This is a genomic window from bacterium, assembly GCA_021159335.1.
GTDB lineage: Bacteria > UBP14 > UBA6098 > B30-G16 > B30-G16 > JAGGRZ01.
Map to the genome: position 1 here is coordinate 1 of JAGGRZ010000072.1, position 20431 is coordinate 20431.

Below are 20431 nucleotides of genomic sequence, written 5' to 3' on the forward strand. Positions count from 1 at the left end.
AGGGATCGACAAGTATTGAAGAATTGTGAAGGCACTATGAGAATTAATGTCCTTTTTGAAAATTACAGAACCTTCAAAATCTAACTTTATATTATCAGGTGTGGAATTATACATTAAAACAGAGGTTATAATATCAAAATTGTCAGATTCGGAATGGGAAAATCTTATTTTACCTGCATAATTTTTAACTTGATATTCAGGATGTACTGATTTACCAAAATTATAATTTACAATATAAGGAGAGGTTGTTTTTGTAGCTTTTTTCCATCCCTTTAGCTCAAAGAGAAGTATTGTTGGTTTATTGCTTTTATTTTTTCCAAAAATCAATAAATCTATTCGCTCACTGCTAAACGGCAATTTGTACTCGAAGGAAACGGTCAAACCATAAATACTTTGATCATCCAAAGCTTCTTGTAGATAATTTATTGAAGATTCCCAAGCTTTTACCTGCTCTATATCAGGACTCTCGCCGTAAACTTTTCCAAAGTTAATTTTAAAAGTTTCTAATATATGATTAGGATTTGTATTTACAAACTTCTCGATTGTATTTAGATATATATAGTTCATGATTGTTCCCCACATTAGTTTATTTTTGTTTTGTTTATATCCATACTACAGATATTTTTATAATTTTAATAGATATACGCAATATCACGCATATACTTCTCTCTAAATGCACTTATAACTTTTCCTCTTTAAAAATAGTATCATGTGGATTTGTTACTCTTGCTATGCTTGCTTTACTCATATGAGTGTAAATCTCTGTACTTTTGCTATTAGCATGCCTTAAGATTTTTTGAATATATCTTAAGTCAATTCCGCTCAGGGAAGAAACATGGACTATGATCTTACCATCTTTTCCAAATTCAACTTCCACAGCAAAGTGTTCGCATCCCCTTGCCATTTTACAAAGAATTGATTTTTTAATAAATAATACAGCAAAGAAAACAAAAAAGCAAACCCACTTTTAGACAATTATTTTTGGGTTGGTTATAGATGAATTTCATTTTAATTAATTCAGAATCACAGAAATTTTCTCTTTCCCCCTCCCTTGTGGGGATAAGTCCAGGGGACAGGCTAAAGAAGTTTGGAAGAGTCCCTAAGATAGCTCAGCGTATTTATATAAAGCTTTTCCTCGAACTTATAAGCTCCTATATAGTAGCACCTGTGATCTCCGCTAATTGAATGTTGGCATTTGTGAGCGTGGTTCCGCCAGTCAGCGCAAGCATATCGTTCCAATCGCCGTCGTGGTTGTGGTCGTACCAGCCTATTCCATCGCCCACACTAAGGTCGCCGTCGCCATCGACATCGTCCCAAGCTTCAACTATAGCCTCGAGCGTACCAGTTAGTCTGAAGGATATTTCATAGGTACCGTCGGCATTGGCAGGCGTAACCAATATGGCTACTATGGCTGATGTGTGCGAGGTATCGAGGAACGCGTAAGTTTGATTGATGAGACCATGTCCGGGCCATGTTATCGTGCCTGATATTCTTACTTCTTCGCTACCCCCACCACCGCCAGCATTAGCAATGAATTTTGAGATGAACGCATACCAGTTGGTATTTTTGAACGCGAGCTGGACATAGTTTACCGAATCGAACTGGTCGTGGGAAGAAGGTAGGTATATCGTGAGTCCGCCACGCGTCATTCCTGCAACATTTGTTATGGTTCTGAGGACAGCTTTATTTATAGCTGAGATAACCGAGTCTGCATCGGCTTTTATTATGGGGTTGGTGCCGATGTGCGGTTCATTCAAGAGCGATAGCGACTTTTTTCATCAGATAATTTTTACTTCTTTATTGCCCTCAACGATCTTGCCCGCCACGAATGGCTTGTATTCTTTTAATAGTTCGAGCGCTTTTTCTCGTTCGCTTTGGTCCACGATTATAAGCAGTCCAAAGCCCATATTGAATGTTCTGTACATTTCGGTACGCTCTATTTTCCCAAGTTTTCCTATTAGCTCGATTATTTTCGGGACTTTGGCACTTTCAGCTATTATTTCAGCGCTGCAGCCTTTTGGCAAAATTCTTCTAAGATTGCCAGGAACACCGCCACCCGTAATGTGAACCATGCCGTGGACATCGAGACTTTGCGTAGCGATCTTTATTGCCCCAAGATAAAGCGGATGCACCCTTAAAAGCGCTTCTCCTACCGTTTCGCCAAGCTCCTCGATGTAGCTATCAACCTTAAGCCCCGCCCTTTCGAAAAGAACTTTTCTGGCAAGCGAGTAGCCGTTTGTGTGAAGACCATTTGCAGGAAGCCCTATTACTACATCGCCGGGTTTTATTTTTTGCCCGGTTATGAGTTTGTCTTTTTCTACCTGTCCCACGATGAAGCCAACGAGGTCAAAAATTCCTTCCGGATACATTCCGGGCATTTGGGCGGTTTCACCACCGATGAGCGATACGCCAGCCCTCTCGCATCCACGGGATATGCCAGCCACTATTTCGGTAAGCTCTTTTGCTGAAAGTAAAGAGTAACCTATGTAGTCGAGCATGAAAAGCGGTGTTGCACCGTGAACGGCTATGTCGTTAACGCAGTGGTTAACGAGGTCTTCGCCGACTGTATTCAGGACTCCGGCCATTTTTGCAACAATAAGCTTGGTACCAACTCCATCTGTGCTGGCGAGAAGCACGGTGTCGCCCACTGAAAAAGCACCCGCAAAAAGTCCTATCTCGGATAGAACATTCGGGGTGAAGGTTTTTTGGGCAAGTTTTGCTATAATTCTTTTCGCGTCATCAAGTGCGTTTATATCAACTCCGGCTGATTTATATGTGAGTCTTTCTTCAGCCAATTTTTCACCTTACAAGAAGGATTTTCGCCGTTGAAATGGTGTTACCAGTTTTTACAACGATAAAGTAAACACCGCTCGGTAAGCCTGATGGTTTCCACACAAAATTGGTATTCCCCCTGTTATGCATACCTCTTTTTTGGTGAACAATTTTCCCATTTAAGTCGTATATCATCAGCTCGAATTCTTCTTTGCTTTTTATTGATATAGTTACGGCTTCGTTGAATGGATTGGGGTATGCATTTATAAGTGGTTTTTCGGGTTTTGCATAAACTCTTGGTTCTGAGACCTCATCGTATGTTGGAATCCCGAACCAGTGCAAAAGTTTTCTTAGCGCGTCCGCAAGCGTTATGCTCATTATCCCGCCTGCTGTGGCCTCAAGACCATAACCAAGTATAACTGATTTGTGCGTTGAGTTTGTAAACCTTACTGCTGCTATCGGGTTTCCCGGCGAATCATAGCGCTGAAATGGTGTTCCGGTAGTGGGCGTAAGTGTTGATGGTGACCTTTGGTTGTTTGCGCCGCTACCGCCGATTAAAACGACATCGAACGAGTCCCCGAGCGGGTCTCCCGCAATGCCAAAAACCCTTATGGCGCGTATATTCGTGCTATCCACGCGGGCGCCGAAATACTCCGAAAGCCATGATGAATAGTCTGGATTGTCGAATCCGTCCTGTCCTGTTAATATGACGCCACCGCCTGAATCCATGTATGTGGATAGCTCCGCTATGTTTCTTGCGGAAAGCGAGGACTCCGCTTCCCCTGTGTACCACAGTACGACTGGAAATCTTTTCATCTGTTCATATGTTGGGGTTGAGTCGGTAGCCACGCAAAAGCCCACGACTCCAAGGAATTGTCTATATGCCGGGGCATAGTAGTATTCGTATAAATTCTGCGCTTCCGCAGGAGGACATGCGCCTACTAATAACATCTGGGGCTTCCCGAGCGGGATGGTTATTTCGCCGTTACGCCAAGGGCAAAGATAGCCTGATGGGATATTTAGTTTAAATTTGGCGTAATGCGACACTATGTCGGTATCGATGACGAATCGAAATTGCGCATGAACTGTATCGTGGTATTCTATTGAGGGGAAAAAGGCTGCCGAGTCGATGAAAGTTATGTCGGTGTCCCTGGTTGTGAATTTGATGAGAACAGATTCTGCGGGTGGATATGGGAAACCGCTTACTCTCGAATGGAAGTGGTCGTAAACTATTGAGTAGTGGATGGTCACGGTTTCGGCTGGTTCGTAGAACGTGGAATCACCAGTCGAGCTAATGCTATCAATGTATGCGTAGAAATACGGATAGTAACCCTGTCCTATCCCATGACGGGCATAGCTGTTAGCTATTAGTGCAAAGTTAGGACATCCATTTGATGGGTTGCCGTCGTCGTCCGCAGTGAAGAATGTTTCTATCGCGAAGTCGTCAAATGTGTTGGCGCCAGAGTATCGAGTGAAGTGAATAATCGTATCCGCCCAGCCTACTCTGCCCACGGGCAGAACTCCTTTTCTTATCTCCCAGAATGCAGCGCTTATAATTCGGCTGTCGTAGTGTGGTTCGCCGATAGTATCTCGCGGAAAGACGAGGTTGTTTTCGAGGTTTCTAAACCAGCCACCACCTCTTCTTACTTTCCAGCCCATGTAGGGATAACCTCTGTTTGTTAATGCGAAATAATCAGAGAATGCCTCGTTCATTGCGCCCGATTGGCCAGCATAAGGGAAGTAATGGTGCTCGTAGATATGCATGGTAACGCCGTGTGTGTATTCGTGATATATCACCGCTGAGAAAAGCGCGAAATTATGATAGTCCCTATTGCCGGCGCCGAAATTCATTCCATAACCATCCCAGCAAGCGTTCGTGGGCATTCGAGGGTGTCTTGCGCGTGCAGGGACTGGATAGTCAAGCCCGCAAAAGTCTGGGTCAAGACGCTTAAAGTATTTATGGATATAATCGGTATGATAGTATAGATTCAATTCATCTGGTTCGGCCATTTCGGTTGTCCATGTCCAGCTGAAGTTTGTGGGAGGTGCGATAAGTGTGTCGAGCTCTGCACCACCTCCGTCCATCTTTATTACATCTACCCAGAGACCTCGCAACCAGCTCATGAAAAGGAACGGATGGTGCCCAAGCCATGCGTTGATGTAGTAGTAACCAGAGTCATTTGTCGTCGTCATTTGGAGATAATTAAATACAACGCGTCCATGCTTGAAGTAATCATTAGAGAACGAATCATCCGCAAAGTCGGGCAGATACCATATTCTTACTGTGCCGCTAAGGTCGAAGTAGTTCGTGAGGTTCCAGTATGCAAGCAGGTTACCGTTTATAGCGTCAATGAAGGCGATGAATTTATTGGGTTCTTCGCCCGTAACCTGAACCTGCCAGCTTAGGTGTGCTGTATTATTTATTGGAAACCAGACCAGTTTAGGTTGATAAGTGTAATCGGGGGAGACCGCATACTTTATTTTTTTGGAAGCTATTTCACAAGCTTCGTAAGCATCTATCGATGGTGTGGCATCCTTAGGGAAGAAGTTCTTTACCGCCTTGCTTCCGAATCCCCAAACATGCCCATCCTCAAGTATGCGGAAATAGATTATTCCATCTATTACTGGTATTCCAAGGTATGTTTGCTGAAAGTTTAGCCAGTATTTTCCTAATCTTTTCGTTTGCGATAATAATCTAAGCTCACCGCTTTTTATTCCGAAAAGGTTCTCATTTTCATCCACGAATCGCAGTGCATCCTCTATCATGCTATTTGGCTCAAACCGCAAAGTCTTGCGCGGAAATGCCCACCTTGCAAGTCCAGTGTTGACATCAACACAGATATAATAATCATCCGTTAGTTTTGCTTTTGTGCGAGGAGCCCTTATTGGTGCGTTTCCAGTGGGTTCGCTTGGAAGGAAAGCGTTGCATATCGCTGCTGATAAAAGGACTGTCAATGCTATCTTTCTCATCTTATCCCTTCTGAATTACACCTAACAAATTTATAATCCATGGGGCACCTTAAAAAGGAATTTTTAACTTAAAATTTTTAATTTGTTAACATTAATTAAGCCCAAAAGCAAACTCCCTTATAGTTTGCAAATAAGCTTTTTCAGCAATATATTTAAAGTATGAGTAATTACGAAAAAATAGAAAGCAAGCTGAGGGCGGCGCAACGGAAGATAATTTTCATAACAGTGCTTTCCAATCTTTTTTCTGCGCTTGCAGTGAGTGCCTTTTTACTTATGGTTTTTGCCCTTCTTAATTCCTTTTTCTGGTTCAGTCCTGCAGCAAGACAGACCATGTTTTTCATCTGGCTTGGCGTTACTATTTCTGCAGCTGGGTGGTCTGTGTTGAAACCTATTTTTTCCCCACCGTCATTAAGGTCCATAGCGATAGAATTCGAGCGTCAGTATCCTGCGCTTAGAGAACATCTTATAGCTGCCTGGGACCTAATGCATCAGCAGTCGGACAACTACGGCTATTCCCAGAAAATTATTGAAGCAGTAGTCAAGCGTGCACTGAGCAAATTTTCTAAACTTTCCGAAAAACCCGTTCTGCCACTTGGTGTGCTAAGAAGCAGAGCTCTTTTGCTCGCCTTTTTCGTGATTTTGTTTTTTGGGCTTGCCATAGCTATTCCTCAGAGCTTTTCCTTGGGGCTTCTTAAGGTGACCATGCCTAATGCGTCCTTCCCGAAGCACACTGAAACCACGCTTGTCGTCACATTTCCGAAGGGCAAGGCAGTAAGGTTCGAGGATTTCACGATAAAAATTCGCGCTGAAGGTAAGATTCCCGACAAAGTTTTTGTGTACAGAAAACTTGGCAAGCAAAGCTGGAGTCCATTCGAGGCAAAGCGCGAAAGAGGAAGCAACAAAGTTTTTGTTTATACTTTCAGACAGCTTTCCGAGGATGTTGAATTTTATGTTCGCGGTGGTGATTACACGAGTCCTGTTTTTAAAATAAAGGTTTACGACCTTCCGAGGGTCGTCGATGTGTCATTGGTTTACGACTATCCAGCCTATACGGGTCTCGCTACCGAACGCGTGGAGCGGAACGATGGGAACATCGATGCTATATACGGCACAAAGGTAACCATTGAAGCAAAAGCGAGCAAAAACCTTTCCAGTGCAGTACTTGAGATTAACGATTCGATAAGAATTCCGATGAGGGTTGACGGAAGGATGGCATTCGGCACGATGACGATTAAGCAGCCGGGTCATTATAAAATTCTGGTGTGGGATGAAGATGGTCAGGAGGACCCTCAACCGATAAAGTATCGGATAAGCGTTCGTGAGGACGAGAAGCCCGTGGTTCAGATTCTTTATCCTGCTAAGGATGTGGACATAAACGAGGAAATGGTGCTCCCGCTTGAGGTTTACGGTGGCGATGACTTTGGTTTCTCGAAATTTTTGATAAAGTTTAGAATACGAAACAGGGACACGACATTAAGAAGCGTCAGGATTCCTTTCAAGCAATTCGGTAAGAAAGAGGTAAGGGTTTCTTATGTGTGGCGTTTAAGCGGGCTTGGGCTCGTTCCTGATGATGTCGTGGAATACTGGGTTGAGGGCTACGATAACGATTTTCTGCGTGGTCCCAAGATGGCGAGAAGCAGGAAATTCGCGGTAAGGTTTCCATCGATAGACGAAATCATGGCAAAAGCTATGTCAGAATACGACGAGCAGACGCAGTCAGTCGAGGATGTCAGCAGAAAACAGAAAGAGCTCATGAAACAGGCGGAGGAAATGGCTCGTAAGCTTTCGATAGCAAAGGATAAACTAACATACGAGCAGCGAGAACAAGCAAGAAAACTTCTTGCGCAACAACAAAAGCTCGCAAGACAACTTGAGCAGACAGCAAAACAGTTGAGAGAAACGATAGAAAGAATCGAGAGGGACAGGTTGGTTGCACAGCAGATAGTTGAGAAAATGTGGGAGATGCAAAAGCTGCTTGAGGAAATTCTTCCGCAGGAGCTTAAGGACGCGATGAGAAAACTTCAGGAAGCGCTCGAGAAACTTGACCCAAAACTTCTTGAGCAAGCTATGAAACAGCTTAACATCACGCAGGAGCAGCTACTTCAGAAATTGGACCGTTCGCTTGAGCTTTTGCGGCGTATTCGGGCCGAGATGAAACTTGACGAACTCAGGAAGCTCGCCGAAAGCATTAAAAAACTTGAGGACGAAATAAAGGCGGGTCTTAAGGCGGGAGAGGATAAAGATAAACTTGCCCGAATGCAGCAGAAAGCTAAGGAGCAATTACAGAGGCTTGAGGACGAGGCCAAAAAGCTTGCCGAAGAGATGAAGCAAATGCCCGATATGCCAGCGGATGAGATGGAAAAACTTTCGAGTGAACTTTCTCAGATGCAACTGCCGAAAATGGCACAAGATGCTTATGACAAGATTTCTCAGAGTAATAGAACAGGCGCGATGAAAATGTGTGCTAACATATCGTCAAGACTGTCAAAATTGTCACAGAGACTTTCGCAGATTCAATTATCCATGAACCAAATGTTAAAACAGGCGCTTAACCTTGACATAAAGCGAACTGTGCAGCGACTCCTTTATGTTTCCGAGAATCTGGAGGAGGTTATAAACAAACTAAGAGACAGGTCAACACCAGCGCAGTCGCAGGAATTAGCCCGAAAAATAGGCGAGATGCGCCAAAACCTTAAATTCGTTATTGAAAAGGTCGGCGAAATGGGGGGCAAAACATTTCTTATTCCGCCGATTTTGTATTCTGTTCTCGTCGATGCCGATAATGCGCTTGCTACTGCTACTGAGAAGCTTTCGGAATCGCGATATCTGCCTTACGACCGTTCTCCCGAGATTGCGTATAGCAAGGTTAATATTGCTGCAGAAATGCTTCTGAGGACGAAGAAATCACTTAATCAAGCGCAATCAGCATCGGGTATGCAACAGCTTTTGCAGCAACTTCAAAGGATGTGTAATAAGCAGGGGCAAATAAATCAGCAGACTATACCGCTTGCTGCCCAGTGTAGCAAGCCGGGGAACCTATCACCTGAGGCACAGGCGATGGCGGCAAGGCTTGCTGCTGAACAGGAGGCATTGCGAAAAAGTCTTGAAAAGCTGAGACAGGAGTTCGAGCAGCATTCGAACATTCTCGGAAGGATGGAGAAAACCATAGAAGATATGAAGAAAGTTGAGGAAGACTTAAGAAGACTTAAAGTTAATCAGCGCACTCTTGAGCGACAGGATAGGATACTATCGAGGATGCTTGATGCGCAACGCTCGATTCACAAGCGAGAATTCACCCGCAAACGCGAGAGCCGTCCCGGGAAGGATGTGGTGAGAAAGTCGCCGGGTCCATTACCGGAAGACCTTGGGGCAAAAAGAAATTCAGCACAGCAGGCATTGCTTAGGATTCTTTCCAAACCTTACCCGAGAGAATATCAGGATGCGGTAAGAAAATACTTTAAAGCGTTAAGTGGGCTTATGGCGCCAAAACAGGAGTAATTCGTAAAGCGATGAGTGCAAAGGACGATAGCTCGTTATTGAGCGAAAGAGGCGAGGGGATGATTTTTGCTGAATTGCTTGAGCGCGTAAGAAATATTTCCCGCCAAATAGACATAAGGAAACAAATAAAGCTTACCGCTGACGCCCTCGTTGAATTGGGGGTAACTGATAAAGTGGTCGTTGCCGTTTTCGACAGGAAAAGGAGGCGAATAATAAGCGAGGTAAGGGGTTTTGAGTTTGATTTTTCGCATCTTCTGAAAGAACTTTCTAAAGCGGCGGGGGAGCTTGCTGAGCTTGTTTTTGGCGGTGAAGGCGGGGTTAAAATCGTAAGGAGGGGTTCGTTAATTCACGAGAAGCTTATTTCTTTTATCGGGGATAATGCCGATTTTCCGGATACAATAATTATTTCGCCGCTGGTTTCTCGCACGAAAAGAGTTATCGGCGTTGTTATTGCGGATGGTAGTCGAGCGAACACTTTGGGCGAGTATTTCATTAGAAGCGTTTTCGGCGCTTTCGTTCAGATTGTTGGGTATGGCATTGAGCTTAACAGGATAATAGCTCATCTCGGCAAGCAGGAGGCTTATTTCAAAAAGCTTATCACCAGTTCAGCGGATATCATAGTAACGACGGATTGGAGAGGCAGGGTAAGGGTTTGGAATCCCGCTGCGGAAAGGATTCTTGGTTACAAGCCCAATGAGATAAGAGGTCGGTCGGTGCTCAGGTTGTACAAATCACCGGCTGAGGCGAGGCGAGTTATGCGCAAGATGAGAGAGCAGGGCGGGGTTCTGTCAAACGAGGAGGTAGAAGTAGTAACGAAGGGTGGAGAGGTGGTTCCTCTTTCGCTGTCTGCTGCTATACTTTACGATACCGACGGGAACGAGGTCGGAACTGTTGGCGTTAGCAGGGACCTAAGACCGATGAAAAGGCTTCAGGAGCAACTTATTGAAGCTCAGAAGAAAGCCGCAATACAGAAAACTGTGGTTACTCTTTCGCATTACATTAATAATCAGCTTATGGCTCAGGTGGCACTGCTTTCTGACCTTGCATGTGAGGCGCAAAAAATTTCGGACGACAAACTTCGCCGTTACTTTGAGGATGGACTCAGAAGGTCGCTTTCAAGGGCATTTCAGATAGCGCAAATAACGAAAACTCTTCAGAATCCACAGGAGATCAAGGAGGAGCAATACATTGGTGAACTTGAAATGCTTTCTGTCCCTTTGCCAGAGTCCATTGAGCCAGAAGCCATAGAAGCGAGGAAATTTGGTAAGCTTAAGGTCCTTGTTGCGGACGATGAGCCAGTTATAAGGGATGGTTTCGCCGAGTTTCTTCGGCATTTCGGTCTTGAGGTTGACACGGCAGAAGATGGGGAGCAGGCAATAAGGTTGATAAAGGAAAACGATTATGACCTCGTTATATCCGACATCAAAATGCCAAAAGCTACAGGTTACGATGTTTTTCACGCAGCCAAGGCGAAAAATCCGAATGTTAATGTGCTTCTTATGACCGCTTTCGGATATGACCCCGACCACACCGTGGTTAAAGCAGCTCGTGAGGGACTCGAAGGCGTGTTTTTCAAGGAGAAACCCTTTGACATGTCGAAGCTCATAGCTCTTATAGAGAGAATTTTCAGCAAGTAAACCGCCGTTTAATATCGTGTCAGATTTTATGTCATCCGTTAAAACATTTGACATGGTTGAGTAAGCGCTTAATTTTTTGTTTCAAAATATTTTCTGGAGTGGAGTTATGGACAAAGTTAGGTTTGCTCTTGTTGGTTGTGGTAAGGTGTCAAAAAAGCACATCGTGTCTATCCAGCGCATAGACAATGCAGAACTTGCTGCGGTTTGCGATGTTGATATCGATGCTGCGAAAAGGGTGGGGGAGAACGCAGGAGTGCCTTACTTCGATAACCCGCACGAGATGGTTGACAAGGTGGATTTCGATGTTTTTTCCATTCTGACTCCCTCGGGGACGCACGCTGAGGTTATGCTGGAACTGGCACCTTACGGTAAACATTTCGTCATAGAAAAGCCCATGGCATTGCGTCTTGAAGATGCTGATGCGATGCTTGAGGCATGTAGAAAGTATGGTATAAGACTTTTTGTTGTGCAGCAGAACAGGTTTAACCTTCCCATAACGAAACTTCGAGAGGCGATAGAAAGCGGACGATTCGGGAAACTTGTTCTGGGAACGGTAAGGGTGCGATGGAAGCGCACTCAGGAATACTATGATGAGAAGCCGTGGCGAGGCACATGGGCTATGGATGGAGGAGTGCTCACAAATCAGGCCAGCCATCATATCGATATGCTCATGTGGATGATGGGAGAGGTTGAAAGTGTTATGGCTAAAACGGCAACGCAACTCGTTGACATAGAGACCGAGGATACAGGCGTTGTCATACTAAAATTTACTAATGGTGCTCTGGGGATAATCGAGGCTACTACGGCGACCCGCCCTAAGGACCTTGAGGGCTCAATATCTATACTTGGGGAGCACGGTTCAGTAGAAATAGGCGGATTTTTTATGAATGAGCTTAAGGTGTGGAATTTTGAGCCTGAATTGCCTGAGGACAGGGTTATTTTCGAGAAGTACGGAAGAAATCCCGATGAATTCGCATGGAATCACACGCAGTATCTGAAGGATGTTGTTAAAAACATACTCAGAAACGAGGGTGGGTTGGTTGATGGTTTAGAGGGTAGAAGGCTTGTTGAGCTTTTAAATGCTATCTACGAATCGGCGGAAACGGGAAGAGAGATTAAATTAAAATTTAAGCCGCAAAACAGCAAACTCGGGAGAATATTATGAACACTCATGTTATTTATCCTAATGTTACTCTTGGCGATAATGTTTTTATCTCCGATTTTGTGATAATAGGTTTCCCTCCTCGTGGTGCTGAGCCCGGCGAACTTGAGACGATAATAGGCTCAAACGCTATTATCCGTTCTCATACGATTATCTACGCTGGCAACAGGATAGGAAAGAATTTCCAGACAGGACACAATGTTATGATTAGAGAGCTTAACGAAATAGGCGATGATGTGAGCGTGGGAACTGCGACAGTTATAGAGCACCATGTAAAGATAGGCAATCGTGTAAGGATTCATTCGCAGGCATTTATTCCCGAATTCACCGTTCTTGAAGATGAGTGCTGGATAGGTCCTAATGTTGTTATCACGAATGCGCTTCATCCGCTGTGCCCCAAAGCCAAGGAGTGTTTACGGGGACCGAGAATTCATCGCGGTGCAAAAGTTGGTGCTAATGCCACACTTCTTCCGGACATCGACATAGGCGAGTTTTCGCTTATTGGTGCCGGCGCCGTGGTGGTCAAAGATGTACCGCCATACAAGGTCGTCGCTGGTAACCCGGCAAAAGTTATTAAGGATGTTAGAGAGCTTGAGTGCCCATATGGGCTTATAGACAAACCTTACCCGGGAGTATGACCAATGAAAATTCCCCTCGTTGACCTTAAAGCGCAGTATGCATCGATAAAGAATGAGATTGATGAGGCAGTTAATAGAGTTATTTCTTCAGCGAAATTTATTCTTGGCGAGGAGGTCGAGAACTTTGAGCGGGAGTTTGCCGTTTTTGTAGGTGCGAAATATGTTGTCGGTGTTGGCAGCGGAACGGATGCGCTTTACCTTGCACTTCGCGCACTCGGAATAAAAAACGGAGATGAGGTTATAACCACGACATTCACATTTATCGCCACCACGGAGGCTATAACTCTGGTGGGTGCTAAACCAGTACTGGTTGATATTGATGATAGGACATACAATATTAACTCTGATGCTATTGAATCGGCTATAACACCGCGGACCAGGGCGATTCTTGTTGTTCATTTATATGGTCAGCCGGCGAATATGGACGCTATAGTTGATATTGCGAGGAAACATAATTTATATATAATCGAGGATTGTGCGCAGGCTCACGCAGCAATGATAAAAAATATTCATGTCGGTAATTTTGGTGATGTAGGCTGCTTCAGCTTTTATCCCGGGAAAAACCTTGGCGCATACGGCGATGCTGGCGCAGTAGTAACCAATAATGAGGATTTATATAAAAAAGTAAAGATGTTACGGAACCACGGCAGAGAATCAAAATATATACACGAGTTCGAGGGTGTGAATAGCCGTATGGATGCCATTCAAGCTGCTGTTCTATCCGTCAAACTCAAGCATCTTGAGGAATGGACAAGGAAACGTATAGAGAATGCCAAGCGGTATAACGAACTCTTATCAGGCATAAACGAGGTAGTTGTTCCGTATGTTGCTGATAATTTTCGTCATGTATATCATATATACGCTATTTTAGTTCCAGAAAGAGATAAAGTTTACGAGTATATGCGTGAGTCTGGCGTGGGTGTTGGCATTCATTATCCTATACCAGTGCACCTTCAGCCTGCATATAAATATCTTGGGCATAAGAAGGGCGACTTTCCCGTATCGGAGCGAGTTTCCGAAAGCGTTTTGAGCCTTCCCATGTATCCTGAGTTAAGATACGACATGCAGGAGTATATTGTATCTAAATTGAAAGAAGCTCTACATAGGTGATTTTGATTAATGCCCGAAAACATATAAAGGTAAAATTATGGCATTTGATTATTATAGCTGCGCTGTCAATTGTTGCAAGAGTTATACTTCTTGGCGATTACATTGGACATGACGATGCATACATATACCTAAGGTATGCAAAAAATATATCAGCCGGTCATGGCTGGTCATTTAACCCCGGTGAGCCCTCCTACGGCACGACGAGTCCGCTATGGACATTAATCCTCGTTTTCGGTAATGTATTGGGTTTTGGAGCAGTTAATTTTGGCGTATTGATTTCTTTGCTGGCATTATTTTTTATACCCATAATCGGATATTACTTAATAAGCCTCTTTACCGAAGAAGATATAAAGTCATTTGCTTACGCATGCTCGCTGGCGACACTTCCGTGGATAATACGCTGGTCTGGCACTGTTATGGAGACTACATTGGCGACATTCTTGGCAATGCTTTTTGTATATTTGGCATACAAGTACAAAAAAAGACCAATCCTTTCGTTGATTGGTGGGCTGATGTTTCTTGTGAGACCTGAGCTCGTCCTTGTTTGGTTATTTTCAATAATCAGCAAGAATTTGAAAAATGTTATTTTAAATGTATGCTATTTCCTATTACCAGTTATCCCTTGGTTAATCTTTGCATATATAACTTTCGGTCAAATAACTCCGAATACCCTTATAAAAGCTTCTGCACCGATTTTACATATCGGCATAAAACCACTAATGCAAATTGGGGCAACATTTTTGGTCTTTCTGCCTGTATTTGTTTATATATTATTTGTCAATTATAAAGATTTTTTATTATCAATTAGAAAATATTGGAGGATAAGCTTAGTTGTAATTACGCTAATTTTATATTATGTTTGGCGAACAAATGGGCTCCAAAGTCCTGCAAGATATATGAATTTTTCATATCCTCTGGCAGCAATGTTTATTTTCCTACCTATTAAGGGAGCAAAACAACTATTGTCAGCACTTGTGATTTTGATCATATGCTATGCACTTATTACTGGCTTTTTTATAGTCCCCAAAATAGACATGTTTCAAAAAGGATATAGAAACGCACATATTCTTGCTGCTAAGTGGCTTTCTGAGCATTCGGCGCAGGATGATAAAGTTTTTGTCTTGCTCGATATAGGAATCATAGGTTATTATTGCGATAGATATATAATCGACTGGGGTGGATTAGCGACGCCGTATATACCCAAGAATTTTAAAAATGTTGAGGATGCGGTTATCTCAACGAAACCCAAATTTTTCGTTCATACACAAAGGTCATCTTCTTGGGCTGCACTCAGGCAATATAAAAGATTAAATCTTATCCCTATGATAGAATTTTCAATGCCACCTACTGGTGTAGGAGTTTTTGAACCAAAGTATACATCAATTTACAAAGTGGAGTATTAGTTACTTTATATATAATATTTTGGCAATGTATTTTGAAGCGGAGTTCGTAAGAATCGCCGTATAAAGTCCTGTTGATATATTATTGCCTGGATGCCAGATTATTTTTTCGTTTGTTGATTTTACTAAACAACTATATACAAGTTTGCCCGAAACATCGTGAATGTTTAATCTACAGGGTTCACAGTGAATCTGGTTTATGATGAACGAAATATGTGAGTTAAACGGATTGGGATATGCCTTAAATTCCGTTTGCTTTGGGCTTAGATAAGATTCATATATATTATATAATGAGCATGGTGATAAAATAGCAATGTTGTCTATATACCATCCAAGGTTGTTTCCCCGGTTGCTTGAGCCAAAATCGAACAGTATTGTTATGCTATCACCGCAGAAGCTGTCCAGAAAAACGACTGTTTTGTGCCATGGTGAACCTGTCTCGTCATCTGAAAAAACGGATTCTGCCGGGATAAACCAGTTGTAATGGCTGGTGATAAAATTATATCCCCAGGGTGGAGAAACGAGTATAGTATCATTTTTGTATATAATTTTTATATTTCCTCCATCGTGGGCGAGAATTGGTAACGAGTGCCAGTTTATGGGATAGAACCGGTACCATTCATCGTAGACGAGAGCGGCTTTACTTACTCCATGCAAATTTATTCCAAGTTTAAGTCTCGACTGCGATGTGTCTCGATAATTTCCCCAGGGATTCGTAGCCCATAGTTTCAATCCCCAAAAAGTTGTATCGGGTCCATAAGGAAAATATGTTACTCTTCCCCACGCCCAATCTTGATTGTGGACGAATGTGTCGACGTTCAAGCCTCCATCGTCTAACTCGAAATCGGAAAAGTAAATTGTATCCGCCTTTGTAAGCTTTACGGAAAGATAAACTGATGAGGTATCAGTCGGGATTATTATCCCTGTGATATGTTTGGGGTAATATCCATTAGCAACAACCGTTATTGAATACGAACCCGCGAGCAACTCCCTGTGAAAATCGCCTACTTCGGAGTCTGCTCTTATCCAGCGTCCGATTTGGTCAATCCAGATTTGCGCATCGAGCGGCTCGTTCGTTTGTGAGTCCAAAACGACACCGTGAAGTCCTGTAAGCGCAAGTTCTATTTGGCGAAGCATGGCGTTGTAGTTGTCGTCCCATATTCTTAGTAGCGTTGTCTCGGGCGGCGCATCCGAAACAGATAATTCCACTATAAGATGAGGATTGTTTCCTGTGTGATAGTCCCAGTCTTCCATGGTCCCGTCCGCCTCGTACCAGTCAAAACCATTTGTTATTCCTCCCGGTCTGGGCGGATGAGAATGATAGAACATTGTTGGGTTCAATTTCGAGTAATCGAGTGCGCGAACTTTAAGAAGGCTATCGTCCGGTGCTCTGGCTGTATCAAAATCCCATGGGTAATTAACCACGAGTGCTCCCGTGTGGAAATCTATGGTCATGCTTGCCCTTCGAGACGAGAGAAATTCCATCATGGCACGAGTTTCAGGTTCAATAAGATAGGTGCCGTCAAAACCTATGCTTCCATCGGGAACTGGGAAGTTGCGGTTTAGGTCAACCCTGTTTGCATTCCTTCGTCGACCAGTTACATAACCGTCAGGGTTCATAACCGGGATTACCCAGATGTCAACTGAATCCACGAGTCGCGTTATCCTGCCGTTAATTCGGTAAAGTTTCGTTAACGAGTCGCAAAGCCACAAAAGAAAGTGTGTGCCAATTATCTCGTCCCCGTGCATAGTGCTTATATAGATAAATTCCGGTTCTATTTCGGCAGAGTCGGGATTGTCAGTTATGCGCAAAACCCATATCCATCGCCATTGAACTGTGGGACCTATGGAGTCAAGCGCTACTATGTGAGGAAAGGAATCAGCCAATGCGTGCACTCGCTCAGTTATCTCGTCGTAATCGTAGTAAAGAAGTTCTTTGGCGTGAGAGAGAATGTAGCTTAGTTTTTGTCTCGTCGTATCAACGAGCCTAACAGGCGAGAAGCCAAGCAACTTTAGCATAGCGAACCCATCATCGTCCACATAAACCTTAGCATAACCCGTTTTTGGGTCATAATACTTGATGTAATCGACGATATTTCGTATTTCGGATATTTGCTGCCGTTTTAGACCCTGTATTTTTACGGGAAAACTGCTGTTTTCAGCCAAGGCAAGAGAGGTTGTGAGAATTAACGCAATAATTGGGATTATTTTAATCCTCATATCGGATACAATATTTGCCATTTTGTGGGATGTCAACTTCAAATGTTAAGCAAAAATTTTTTAGGTAAATTTTCCATTGACTTTGAGTTTGCAACAATTAATTTTGTGAGATATTTTTCACAAATTTTGGGAGGAGATATTATGGGAGAATTCATAGAGATAAGATGGCATGGTCGAGGAGGCCAAGGTGCCAAAACAGCTGCGACATTTCTTGCCTCAGCGGCGATAAGCGCAGGTAAGTATGGACAGGGTTTTCCTGAATACGGTCCTGAGCGTCGTGGCGCGCCTATGCGGGGATTTACCAGAATATCTGACGAACCAATAACAAGACATGACCCCGTTGAATCGCCGAAAGTAGTCGTGGTCCTTGACCCTACTCTTCTTGAAATAGTAGATGTGACCGAAGGGATGCCCGATGATGGCATTATCCTTGTCAACACATCGTTTCCGCCTTCCACTGTGAGAGAGAAGCTGAAATTACCGAAAGGAAAGTATAAAATTTACACTGTGGATGCGACGAAAATCTCGATAGAAGAGCTTGGTCGTGCAATACCCAATACGCCAATGCTGGGGGCGCTTATAAAAGCAACGGGAATAATTGATATTGATGAGATATACCGTGACATAAAAGAAAAATTCTCCAAAAAGTTCCCCGAAAAGATTGTTCAGGGCAACATAAACGCTATAAAGCGTGCCTACGAGGAACTTAAAGGGGAAGAGTAAATAGGGGAGGTCATAATGGCTGAGGAGAAAAAAGGATGGAAAGAAATCCCTATGGCGGGATTAATAGTAGAGCCGGGCAACTCTGAAAAATACCTTACAGGCGGTTGGAGGGTTTATAGACCGGTTCTTGACCTTAATAAGTGCATCCACTGCATGATATGCTGGGTATTCTGCCCCGATTCTTCCGTAATAGTTAAGGATGGTAAAGTTGTCGGGTTCGACTATGACCATTGCAAGGGTTGCGGTGTATGTGCGTATGAGTGCCCTAAGAATGCAATAGAAATGAAGCTTGAAGAAGCCTGACAAATTAATTTCGAAATATAAGCGAGGTGAAAATATGGGAAGAATAAAGATGGCATTAACGGGGAATGAGGCTGGCGCCTGGGCATTCAGGCATGCCAACCCCGATTGCGCTGCTGCGTTCCCCATAACACCGCAAACAGAACTTATGCACAAGTTCGCAGATTTCGTAGCCGACGGCGATGTTGACACTGAACTCGTTCTGGTGGAGTCAGAGCATTCTGCTATGAGCGCTGTGGTAGGCATGTCCGCTGCTGGAGCAAGAGCGTTTACTGCTACTGCTGCGAATGGCTTGGCGCTGATGTGGGAAATCCTTTACATAGCTGCTTCTACGAGGTTGCCTATAGTTATGGCAGTCGTGAATAGAGCCCTATCTGCTCCGATTAACATTCACTCCGACCACTCCGACACTATGGGAGCTCGTGATGCAGGGTGGATTCAGATTTATGCTGAGAATTCCCAAGAAGTATATGATAACATAATTCAGGCGTTCAAAATAGCCGAGGATGAAAGGGTGCTTCTGCCCGTTATGGTTTCCTTTGATGGATTCATTATTTCGCACACTACCGAGCTTGTGGAGATTTTGGACGAAGATGAAGCGCTCGGCTTTATAGGACCTGAAAGAAAAGCAAAGTTCTCTGTTCTGGATGTTGAAAATCCGATAACTGTTGGTCCCCTTGACCTTCAGGACTACTACATGGAGCATAAAAGGCAGCAAATAGAAGCTATGTTCAATGCTCCACCCGTGATAAAAGAAGTGGGCAAAGCTTATGGGGAGCTTACTGGACGGTATTATGATTTCTTCCATCCCTATCGATGCGACGACGCAGAAGTTGTCATAGTAGCGCTTGGGAGCACTGCTGGAACTGCAAAAGTAGCCATTGACAGAATGCGCGATAAAGGGCATAAAGTCGGGCTTGTAAAACTTCGCGTGTTCAGACCATTCCCTCACGAGGAACTTGCGGAATTCCTGAAAAACTTCAAGGTTGTGGGCGTTATGGACCGTTCCGCATCCTTCGGCGCGCAGGGTGGACCAGTGTTCACAGAGATAAGGTCCGCTCTTTACGGATTGCCCAATCCACCTTTGGTGGTTGACTACCTCTATGGGCTTGGCGGAAGAGATATCAAAGCCACTGAAATAGAGGAAATACTTTCACAATTGCTGGAGTTCAGAACAAAAACTCCTGAAACTTTATTTAATGTCTGGGGTGTTAGAGAGTAAAGGAGGACATTATGGCAATAAATCTCAAGAAGATGGCGAGCCAGGGGGACCTTCTGGCGCCGGGGCACAGGGCATGTGCGGGATGTGCAGGCGCGTCCATTTTGCGCATGATTGCTAACACTGCAGGTCCCAACACCGTGGTAGGGCTCGCTACTGGGTGCATGGAGGTGGTAACAACTATATACCCATATACCGCCTGGAGAATACCATACATTCACAATGCTTTTGAAAATGTAGCCGCAACAATTTCGGGGGTCGAGACCGCTTACAGAGCTCTTAAGAAAAAAGGCAAGATAGACAAGAAAATTAACTTTATCGCAATTGGTGGTGACGGCGGAACATACGATATAGGACTTCAGGCGCTTTCAGGAGCTATGGAACGAGGGCATAATATGTTGTATATTTGCTACGACAACGAAGCATACATGAATACCGGGATTCAGCGTTCGGGTGCTACTCCGTATGGCGCTGCTACATCAACAACACCCGCTGGAAAGAAAATCCCCGGCAAAAGGCAGCACAGAAAACCTCTTACAGAAATCATGGTTGCGCACGACATACCATATGTCGCGCAGGCCTCCCCCCATAACTTTATGGATTTCATGCGCAAGGTTCAGAGAGCTCTCGAAATCGAGGGACCAGCGTTCATAAATGTTATTATGCCCTGTCCTGTTGGGTGGCGTTTCCCCGAGAATATGTCTATGGATATGGCGCGGAAGGCTGTTGATTCGTGTTTCTGGCCACTTTTCGAGGTAGAGTAGGGGGAGTGGAAACTTAAT

16 protein-coding genes are annotated in these 20431 nt (G+C 44.0%); 10 read left to right on the plus strand and 6 right to left on the minus strand.

Annotated features, from left to right (window positions below; all coding sequences use genetic code 11):
* From J7J62_04200 to J7J62_04220, 5 genes are all read right to left on the minus strand, one after another.
* A partial coding sequence (locus J7J62_04200; protein ID MCD6124356.1) for a hypothetical protein occupies positions 1 to 567 on the minus strand: 567 nt, incomplete at its 3' end.
* A gap of 112 nt (positions 568 to 679) precedes the next feature.
* On the minus strand, positions 680 to 904 hold the full coding sequence (locus J7J62_04205; GenBank protein MCD6124357.1) for a hypothetical protein: 225 nt from the start codon (positions 902 to 904) through the stop codon (positions 680 to 682).
* 247 nt (positions 905 to 1151) lie between these two features.
* The gene (locus J7J62_04210; GenBank protein ID MCD6124358.1) at positions 1152 to 1757 is read right to left on the minus strand and encodes a hypothetical protein; all 606 of its coding nucleotides are present in this window, start codon (positions 1755 to 1757) and stop codon (positions 1152 to 1154) included.
* A gap of 21 nt (positions 1758 to 1778) precedes the next feature.
* Positions 1779 to 2795 (minus strand): phosphoribosylformylglycinamidine cyclo-ligase, encoded by a 1017-nt coding sequence (locus J7J62_04215; protein ID MCD6124359.1) that lies wholly within the window; start codon positions 2793 to 2795, stop codon positions 1779 to 1781.
* Between the two features lie 4 nt (positions 2796 to 2799).
* Positions 2800 to 5742, minus strand: a complete 2943-nt coding sequence (locus J7J62_04220; GenBank protein ID MCD6124360.1) for a T9SS type A sorting domain-containing protein — start codon at positions 5740 to 5742, stop codon at positions 2800 to 2802.
* Between the two features lie 159 nt (positions 5743 to 5901).
* Here J7J62_04220 and J7J62_04225 point away from each other — a divergent pair, with 159 nt between their 5' ends.
* The 6 genes from J7J62_04225 to J7J62_04250 all read left to right on the plus strand — a co-directional run bounded on the left by J7J62_04225 (position 5902) and on the right by J7J62_04250 (position 15190).
* Positions 5902 to 9240 (plus strand): hypothetical protein, encoded by a 3339-nt coding sequence (locus J7J62_04225; protein ID MCD6124361.1) that lies wholly within the window; start codon positions 5902 to 5904, stop codon positions 9238 to 9240.
* A gap of 11 nt (positions 9241 to 9251) precedes the next feature.
* Positions 9252 to 10877, plus strand: coding sequence for a response regulator (locus J7J62_04230; protein ID MCD6124362.1), 1626 nt, complete (start codon positions 9252 to 9254; stop codon positions 10875 to 10877).
* 106 nt (positions 10878 to 10983) lie between these two features.
* On the plus strand, positions 10984 to 12042 hold the full coding sequence (locus tag J7J62_04235) for a Gfo/Idh/MocA family oxidoreductase (GenBank protein ID MCD6124363.1): 1059 nt from the start codon (positions 10984 to 10986) through the stop codon (positions 12040 to 12042).
* On the plus strand, positions 12039 to 12677 hold the full coding sequence (locus J7J62_04240; GenBank protein ID MCD6124364.1) for a transferase: 639 nt from the start codon (positions 12039 to 12041) through the stop codon (positions 12675 to 12677). Before J7J62_04235 ends, J7J62_04240 begins: the two co-directional genes overlap by 4 nt.
* A gap of 3 nt (positions 12678 to 12680) precedes the next feature.
* Positions 12681 to 13787 (plus strand): DegT/DnrJ/EryC1/StrS family aminotransferase, encoded by a 1107-nt coding sequence (locus tag J7J62_04245; protein MCD6124365.1) that lies wholly within the window; start codon positions 12681 to 12683, stop codon positions 13785 to 13787.
* A 44-nt stretch (positions 13788 to 13831) separates the two neighbouring features.
* Complete coding sequence (locus J7J62_04250; protein MCD6124366.1) at positions 13832 to 15190, plus strand: hypothetical protein; 1359 nt, start codon at positions 13832 to 13834, stop codon at positions 15188 to 15190.
* Here the strand turns inward: J7J62_04250 and J7J62_04255 are convergent, their stop codons facing one another.
* Positions 15191 to 17407 (minus strand): T9SS type A sorting domain-containing protein, encoded by a 2217-nt coding sequence (locus J7J62_04255; protein ID MCD6124367.1) that lies wholly within the window; start codon positions 17405 to 17407, stop codon positions 15191 to 15193. It abuts the gene before it with no gap.
* Positions 17408 to 17548: 141 nt separating this feature from the next.
* On the opposite strand from J7J62_04255, the gene J7J62_04260 reads away from it, so the two are divergent.
* The 4 genes from J7J62_04260 to J7J62_04275 are packed head-to-tail and all read left to right on the plus strand — an operon-like array spanning position 17549 to position 20413.
* Positions 17549 to 18130, plus strand: coding sequence for a 2-oxoacid:acceptor oxidoreductase family protein (locus tag J7J62_04260; protein ID MCD6124368.1), 582 nt, complete (start codon positions 17549 to 17551; stop codon positions 18128 to 18130).
* Between the two features lie 15 nt (positions 18131 to 18145).
* Positions 18146 to 18433 carry a 4Fe-4S binding protein gene (locus tag J7J62_04265; GenBank protein MCD6124369.1) on the plus strand — a complete coding sequence of 96 codons (288 nt, stop codon included), beginning with the start codon at positions 18146 to 18148 and terminating at the stop codon, positions 18431 to 18433.
* Positions 18434 to 18467: 34 nt separating this feature from the next.
* Entirely contained in the window at positions 18468 to 19652 is a 1185-nt protein-coding gene (porA, locus tag J7J62_04270; GenBank protein ID MCD6124370.1) for a pyruvate ferredoxin oxidoreductase, read from the plus strand.
* An 11-nt stretch (positions 19653 to 19663) separates the two neighbouring features.
* Complete coding sequence (locus J7J62_04275) at positions 19664 to 20413, plus strand: pyruvate ferredoxin oxidoreductase (protein ID MCD6124371.1); 750 nt, start codon at positions 19664 to 19666, stop codon at positions 20411 to 20413.
* Positions 20414 to 20431: the final 18 nt, after the last annotated feature.